The sequence below is a fragment of the Chitinimonas sp. genome, assembly GCF_041904975.1.
Taxonomy (GTDB): domain Bacteria; phylum Pseudomonadota; class Gammaproteobacteria; order Burkholderiales; family Chitinimonadaceae; genus Chitinimonas.
In genome coordinates this window covers 1-7730 of record NZ_JAYRLZ010000209.1, presented here as the reverse complement: position 1 = coordinate 7730, position 7730 = coordinate 1, and the positions used below count along the sequence as shown (strand labels likewise).

Here is a 7730-nt window from a genome sequence, read left to right as displayed (position 1 = left end):
TGTTAAAACCTGCCCAGCGGCCGGAGCCAGCCAGATCGGCGCTATAGATGAAGTCGTTGATGCGCTTGTGAAACACATAGGCCGACACTGTGCTGGCCTTGCCCAGACGGCTTTCGATACCCAGGTCGAGATTGCGCGAGGTCAATGGCTTCAGGTCGGGGTTACCGAATGCCGCTTCGCCGGCTGCGACATCGATCAGCAAACCCGGGCGCATCTGCGCAAAAGTGGGGTGCACCACTGAATGGGTGATGGCGGCGCGCACGCTGGTGGCATCGCTGATGTCGTGGCGCAGCTGCAAGGCCGGCAGCCAGTGGCGATCGCGCCTGTCGGCCACGGTGGGCAGGAATACGCCATCACGCAGACCAGTGCCCTGCAGATGGTGCCGGCTACCCTCAAAGCGCACACCGCCCAGCCAGCGCCAATTGCCAAATTCGACGCTGCTTTGCACATAGGCGGCGTCGCGGTCTTCCTTTATCCGGTAGTCCTCGATTTGCGAGGCCGACTGATCGAGATAGCTATCGTGTGCAATACCGGCGAACAGGGCGCGCACGCCAGCCTCGTCGATACGCGGGCCGAACTCGCCCAAGCCCCATCCGGTATTGCCATTCAGATAGCTGCCCAGTTCCAGCGCCGCCTTGGGCAGGGCGGCCGGTGCCTTGCCCAGATTCTTGAACGCCCAGCTAGTCTTGTCATAGTCCTTGTCACGCCGGCTGAATTTGGCGCCGAACTTGATCGCCACGCCGGCATCGCCCAGCACGGTACTGCGCTCACCATCGATGCGCAGATTGCGTTCACGGTCATGGCTGTCGCTCATCGGCGCCTTGGCCTTGGTCAGCGCAAACTGACCGGCATCGCGGCTGCTGGCCGGTGCAAACAGTTCAGGACGCGCGGCATTGCGATAGCCCGTGCCGGAAAAACTGCTCTTGCCGGCAAATTCGACGCCGGTCAGGTATTCCGGCTCGGTCTCGCTGGCATGGCTGACGCCGCCGGCGACGAGCAACTTCCAGTCACCCAGCTTTTGTTCGGCGCCCAGATTGAGCGAGCGCACTTGCTGGATTTCCTCGCGCGATTTCAAGGCACGGCTGATCTTGGCGCTGCTGCTGGCACCTTCTGCCTGTGGCTTGCTGAAACTGACCAGCGTGGACTGGCGCTCCTCCCTGTCGTCAAAACGGGTATACAAGCCGCGCACGTAGTAGCGGCTGCCCGCCTCGGGCTTGTACTCGACATTCAGCGCCGCGCCGAGCCGCTCGCGCTCGATGCGGTAGTCGCGCTGCTCGAACTTGTTCAGCAGCGCCTGGCTGCCCGATACATCCCATGCGCCGCCGGTTTCGATATTGTCCGAGCCGAATTTGCGCTTCTCCCAGCTCAGGCCGGCCGCCATGCCGAGCTTGCCCCGTGCCAGCCGGTCGCTCCATGCCAGATCGAACTTCGGGCTGGTTTGACCGGTGTTGCCATCATGGCTGGCCAGGGTTTCCAGCGATAAGAAGCGCCCCGGCGCATCAAACGCCGAGCGGGTCTTGATTTCCACCGTGCCGCCAATCGAGCTGGCATCCTGGTCGGGTGTCAGCGTCTTTTGCACTTCCAGCGAGCGGATCAGTGCGCTGGGTATGGTGTCGAGCATCACCGCGCGGCGGCCACTCTCCGGCGATGGCAAGGTTGTGCCATTCACGGTGACACCATTGAGGTCCGGCCCCAGACCGCGTACCCGCACATAGCGGCCTTCGCCCTGATCGCGCTCGATCGACACCCCCGGCACCCGCTGCAAGGCCTCGGCCACATTGGCGTCGGGCAGCGCACCAATACCATCGGCATGCACCACGCTGACAATGGCATCGCTGGCCTGCTGCACATCCAGCGCCTGCTGGATGCGAGCCGCCTGCCCGATCACCACGATGGTTTCTGCCGAAGCAGCCGCCGATTCGGCTGCGATGGCGTGCTGGCCGAAGGCGGCAATGCTCAGTGCCAGCAAGGTGTAAGGAAATCGGCCGCAATGCGGCAGATCAGGCAAGGTGCGGACAGACATGGACGGGCTCCCTGTTGGCATGACACATAGCCGGACGTGGACGGCTGAAGTGGGCGCCACGCTAGGGCCGGGAGATTGCGGTAGTGTGACGACGCAGCCACAAACACACGAAAGAACAATGACTTACCGAACAAGCAAGCTGCTGGCGAGCCGAATTGCCTGCCCTGCCGCCAAGGCTGCGGCAGGCCGGCACGGCGCCGGATAGCCGTCCACCCATGCGGCAGCAATCTCGGGTGAGCTCAATTGCCCGCTGAATGAACCTGTCATGTTGCGGCGCTAGTCTGCCGGCTTTTGCGTGCCACTACCTCGCCCTATGGATAAAGCCTGTCGCCTGCCCTTTCTGCTGCTGTTTGCCGCTGCCGTGCTCAGCAGCCTCGCGTTTGCACACCTCGGCGTTACCAAGCCGTGGGTGCAATGGCAGTGGACCGACATCCTGTGCGAAGGGGGAACCGCCATCATGGCCGCCTGCTGGATGCTGCTGGTATTGAGCAGCCGGCCCGGCGGGCGTGTTACCGCCTTGCTGGCCAGTGGTCTGGGCCTGTTTGCCTTGGGCGCCTGGGTCGATTGCCTGGACGAATTCTTCAAGCTCGACCATGCCATGCATTGGGATAACTGGCTGGAAGGTGGCAGCACCCTGGGTGGCGTGGTGGTGCTGACCATCGGCCTGTATTTCTGGCGTGACGAGCAATACAGCCTCAATGAACAATTGCTCAAGCGCGAGCGCCTGTTTCGCGAACACAGGGCATTCGATCGGATCACCCAGCTTGCCAATGCCGACTACCTGCACCGGCAGATCGCCCTGGAGCAGGCTCGTAGCCCGGACCAGCCCTGTGGTCTGATCTTGCTGGACATCGATCATTTTCACGCCATCAATCGTGAACATGGCACTGACGAGGGTGACCGGGTGCTACAGGCGCTCAGCCACCTCTTGCTGCTGAACCTGCGCAATGGCGATCTGCTGTGCCGCTATGCCGGTGATCGCTTTGCCGTATTGCTGCCACAAACCAGCCAGGCAGCCACCAAGGAGATGGCGCGGCAACTACGCGATGCAGTCGGCAGCCTGGGCCACCACACCCGCCTGGGCGAGCAGCGCCTGTGCCTGAGCGCCAGAGTGGTGTGCGCACTGGCCGATCAGTCACCAGAGCAACTGCTGCAAGCCTTGAACCAGGCGCTGGAACCGGCAGCCCCCGCCATGGCCATGCCTGCCTGAGCCATGCTGGCCGATTGCTACGGACTCGACACGGCGCTGATACCGGCACGGCACCAGCCGCTATTGCTGCTGGAGCACGCCGGGCAGCAGGCGATCAATAGCCATGTGTTGCTCAAGGGCAGCGGCCTGTTCGAGGCCGATCTGCAAGGCGGCGAGCGGCAGCTCAGTCCGGCGCAACTACTTACCCTGCTTGGCAATATCGCCCGCCAGCGCGACGGCCGCGAAGCCAGCTTCTTGCTCGGCCAGCAATGGCTGCCCGGTCACTATGGCAATGCCAGCCTCGCGCTGACGCAAGCGGGAAATCTGCAGCAGGCGCTCGATATCCTGCAGGCGCACCAGGCGGTGCTCTGCCCCTTGCTTGGCCCGCGCTACCGGGTGGAAGCCGGACAATTGATGGTGTACTGGACCGATAGCTGCGGCGCCGCCAGCTTGCTGCCCTTTCTGGTCGAGTTGCATATGACCGCGCTGACCGCCCTGTGCCGCTGGCAGAGCGGACAGCGCCTGCCCTGGCACTACCGCTTCAATCGCACCCCGCCGCAGCAGCTGGCACACCATCAGGTACACCTTGGCCCGCATCTGCAGTGGAACAGCCAGTTCGACTGCATGCTGCTCGATGCCGCCTGGCTCCAGCAACCGTGGCCACGCGGCAATGAGCGCTCTGCCACCATGGCCCTGCGCCCGATCGAAGCCTCGGCCGGGCAGCGCAGTCTGCTGCAGGCCTTGTATGACTATCTGCTGCTGCATATCCGGCAAGCGCCGGTGCTGGAAGACACGGCCGCTGCATTCGGCGTCAGCCCGGCCACCTTCAAGCGCCACCTCGCCCGCCACCACACTCATTTCCAGGCCCAGCTCGACCAGGTTCGCACTCACGTCGCCATCTGCCTGATGCACTACCACGGCATGAACCACAGCCAGCTGGCCGACTACCTGGGCTATCACGATGCCCGCAACTTCCGCCGCTCTTTTCAGCGCTGGACTGGCTTGCCGGCTTTGCCGGCCGCATTGGTACAGGTCTGAACGATGCATCGCCCTATCAATGGATACGGGCCAAGTCACTTGATTGATAGTGCGGCAGGTATGCACAGGTAACGAAGGCAAGACAAGGCGGCAGATCAGCCGCCCACCTCAATCAGCCGCCAGCACATCGCGAATGATGTCGGCCCAATCCTCATCGCTCGCAGCCTCGGGCGTATGGCGCGGGTTGAGCGCGGCCCAGATATCGACAATGCCGTGTTCAACTTTCATGCTTGTGCTCGCCGGGCTTGCTCATGGCAGAACGATACCGGCAACAGCATATTTTAAATACCGATCGGCATGAATAAATAGCTCGACGTACCAGAAGAAAACATACAAAACAAAGATCTATATATGCCGACCCACACCTACCACCGATAGCCCAGCAAACAAGTCAAGGCAGCGCGGCTACCGCCTGTGGCTTCACCGCACCAAGGCGCCAACTTTCGCTAGCTACTTGGCGCGCAACGCTAGCTACTTGGCGCGCAAAAGACAATTTATAAGCTCTTTTCGGCGAAATCACCAACTTGGGTGCGGCACGAACTGCATCATCGAGCCTGATCAACAAAACAAGCTCTGTATCCGACTGACGCTCCACTGAATAATTCACAAAGGTTGCAAACCCACCCGGATCAAGTTCATGGATATGTTGTACGCCTTCGATAACTCTCATTGCCTCTGGCTTTTTATGTGTCAGAAAAACCACCTCTCCGCTGATTTTGGTTCCCGCCTCTATACTTGCAAGCTGTTTACTCTGGTTCAACCTATACCAAAAGAGCCCCAGTGCCGAATCGGTTCTGGCAAGCTGTTGCATCAAGTCCTTATATTCCGGGAAGGAAAGCGGCTGCGGAACTGGCGCATTGATCGCCGGATCAACCGCAGCACCCATGCAATGAACACCACCAAAACCAAACATCGCTAGCAATAAATATCTGGAAAGAGACAATTTCGACCTTGGCTTTCATTTTTTAATCAAACCCAGAAGGAATCAGCCCTAGCGAGCATTGCGATTCAATTCAACAGGGTTACGTTTCACTAAAATGGCACTACCACACTTTTACTGGCCATTTAACTGTACCCGATACCACCTCAAGCGTAACCAATACAAGCAGCCGCTATTGGTCCGCAGACTTATTCATTTCCAGCACCTTGGTTTTTGCTTCGGATAGTGAAGGGACGCCCAGTTTCTGTCGATCCATATCTGTCACAGTCTCATCGACTCGATATAGCTCCCACTGGCCATCTGGCCCAATTTTTTGATATTGCGTTCCATACCACTGCGGTCGTTTAAGCTGCATCATCAATCGATCCCAACTCGCAGCAAGCAGACGACCTGCTTTGAGCCTCTCATCACCCTCAGCTAAGGAATATGAAATGTTACTGAGTGACACCGCCATGCGAATATCTGTCGTACTCGTTCCGTGCTGAAAAATTAGCGCAGCCCGAAAAAAATCTGCAGCCGTCCGGACTTTTCCTTGCCGCAATAACAAGCCCACCTTCTCCCGACGCTTGGCATCTTGATCAGCGAGTTTTACCCAGTCAATATTGGTAGCTGCACGACTTGTCTGATCAGCACGATACATATCAGAAATGTTTATATTGTCAGCAGCAATAACAATGGACGTACTGAATAGAGTCAAACACAAATACGACAAATACTTCTTCATCGATGAAATGCATTGAGGCATTTGTGTTCCTTCTGTCGGTGTTTTCTTTATAGGTGACAACCCTTACTCGATTACCCTAATGACGTTTTGCCCGTATGTCAACTGTTCACTATCAATCATGCACCAACACCACAATCAAGCATTGCCGGGTTCGCGTTGTCGCAAAACAGACAATTGCAGCATTGACAGGCTGGTAAGAAACTCTTGGCGCAGGGAGCAAAGTGGGAAAAGCGAACAAAACTAGGCTGAGTCGCTCAACAATCGGGAGGGATTTGCTCGTTTTTTAAGCAAACCCGCAGGTCTTTACAAACTTTTCTCGGCCAAGTGGGAGTTCAAAGCGTGTCTCACCAACCTGCTAATCCGGCAGGCAGAATCCCAACTTCTCATTGCAAGGCGGCAGCTCCAGTTTATCTATTTGTGCGGTAAGTACCAGCATTTGGCCCAGGTACGCACCGCTGCGCGACAACAGCCAGTTAACGCCCTCTCTCTCAAGCCAGCAGCTTATCGCCGGGCTTGCTAAAATCGCCGGGTTCAACTCACTTCTGGTACCCCAATGGCTCAATACGTCATGTCCATGCTCCGCGTGAGCAAGGTTGTCCCGCCCAAGCGGCAGATCATCAAGGACATTTCCCTCAGCTTTTTCCCTGGCGCCAAGATCGGTTTGCTCGGCCTGAACGGCTCGGGTAAGTCCACCGTGCTGAAGATCATGGCCGGCGTGGATAAGGAATTCGATGGCGAGGTGCAGCATCTGGCTGGCGTCAAGATCGGCTATCTGGCGCAGGAGCCACAGCTCAACCCGGAAAACACGGTCAGGCAGGAAGTGGAATCCGGCCTCGGTGAAATTCTCGCCGCCAAGCAGCGCCTCGAAGAGGTGTATGCCGCCTATGCCGAGCCCGATGCCGACTTCGACAAGCTGGCCGAAGAGCAGGCCCGCTGCGAAGCGATTTTGTCGGTGGCCGGGCAAGACCTGGAAACCCAGATGGAAATCGCCGCCGATGCGCTGCGCCTGCCGGCCTGGGATGCCATTGTCGGCAAGCTGTCGGGTGGTGAAAAGCGCCGGGTGGCGCTGTGCAAGCTGTTGATGTCCAAGCCCGATATGTTGCTGCTGGATGAGCCAACCAACCATCTGGACGCCGAATCGGTGGAATGGCTGGAGCAATTTTTGGTGCGCTTCCCCGGCACCGTGGTGGCGGTGACCCATGATCGCTACTTCCTCGACAATGCCGCCGAGTGGATTCTGGAGCTGGACCGTGGCCACGGCATTCCGTGGAAGGGTAATTATTCGAGCTGGCTGGAACAGAAGGAAGAGCGACTCAAGCAGGAAGAGTCGAGCGAATCGGCCCGCCAGAAGACCATCGCCAAGGAGCTGGAATGGGTACGCCAGAACCCGAAGGCGCGCCAGGCCAAGTCCAAGGCACGTATCGCGCGCTTTGAGGAAATGAGCAGCGTCGAATACCAGAAGCGCAATGAAACCCAGGAAATCTTCATCCCGGTGGCCGAGCGCCTCGGTAATGAAGTGATCGAATTCGAAGGCGTCTCCAAAGCCTTTGGCGATCGCCTCTTGATCGACAACCTCAGCTTCAAGGCGCCAGCTGGTGCCATTGTCGGCATTATCGGCCCCAACGGTGCCGGTAAATCGACCCTGTTCAAGATGATTGCCGGTAAGGAGCTGCCGGACAGCGGCACGGTGAAGATCGGCCCGACGGTGCAGACCGCTTTTGTCGACCAGAGCCGCGAAGACCTGAACAGCGAAACGACCGTGTTCGATGATGTGGCCGACGGCCGCGACATCCTGCAGGTTGGCCGCTTTGAAATG

6 protein-coding genes are annotated in these 7730 nt (G+C 58.7%); 3 read left to right on the top strand and 3 right to left on the bottom strand.

The window, feature by feature from the left end:
- The coding region (locus ACE3OH_RS16595; protein ID WP_374355483.1) for a TonB-dependent receptor at positions 1-2023 on the bottom strand (2023 nt) is incomplete at its 3' end.
- Positions 2024-2336: 313 nt separating this feature from the next.
- Between ACE3OH_RS16595 and ACE3OH_RS16590 the strand changes: the two genes are divergently transcribed.
- Together ACE3OH_RS16590 and ACE3OH_RS16585 are read left to right on the top strand one after the other, a co-directional pair.
- On the top strand, positions 2337-3233 hold the full coding sequence (locus ACE3OH_RS16590) for a GGDEF domain-containing protein (RefSeq protein WP_374355480.1): 897 nt from the start codon (positions 2337-2339) through the stop codon (positions 3231-3233).
- Positions 3234-3236: 3 nt separating this feature from the next.
- The gene (locus tag ACE3OH_RS16585; RefSeq protein WP_374355477.1) at positions 3237-4250 is read left to right on the top strand and encodes an AraC family transcriptional regulator ligand-binding domain-containing protein; all 1014 of its coding nucleotides are present in this window, start codon (positions 3237-3239) and stop codon (positions 4248-4250) included.
- A 391-nt stretch (positions 4251-4641) separates the two neighbouring features.
- On the opposite strand, the gene ACE3OH_RS16580 is transcribed toward ACE3OH_RS16585, so the two are convergent.
- A complete protein-coding gene (locus ACE3OH_RS16580) occupies positions 4642-5193 on the bottom strand; it encodes a hypothetical protein (RefSeq protein ID WP_374355474.1) in 552 nt (183 codons plus the stop codon).
- A gap of 169 nt (positions 5194-5362) precedes the next feature.
- A complete protein-coding gene (locus tag ACE3OH_RS16575) occupies positions 5363-5914 on the bottom strand; it encodes a hypothetical protein (RefSeq protein ID WP_374355471.1) in 552 nt (183 codons plus the stop codon).
- 553 nt (positions 5915-6467) lie between these two features.
- Here ACE3OH_RS16575 and ettA point away from each other — a divergent pair.
- Positions 6468-7730, top strand: a 1263-nt coding sequence (gene ettA / locus ACE3OH_RS16570) for an energy-dependent translational throttle protein EttA (protein ID WP_374355468.1), incomplete at its 3' end; no start/stop codon positions are given.

Coding starts and splice junctions, on each gene's coding strand:
- ACE3OH_RS16590 (WP_374355480.1), top strand. CDS start 2,337: ATGGATAAAGCCTGTCGCCTGCCCTTTCTGCTGCTGTTTGCCGCTGCC.
- ACE3OH_RS16585 (WP_374355477.1), top strand. CDS start 3,237: ATGCTGGCCGATTGCTACGGACTCGACACGGCGCTGATACCGGCACGG.
- ACE3OH_RS16575 (WP_374355471.1), bottom strand. CDS start 5,914: ATGAAGAAGTATTTGTCGTATTTGTGTTTGACTCTATTCAGTACGTCC.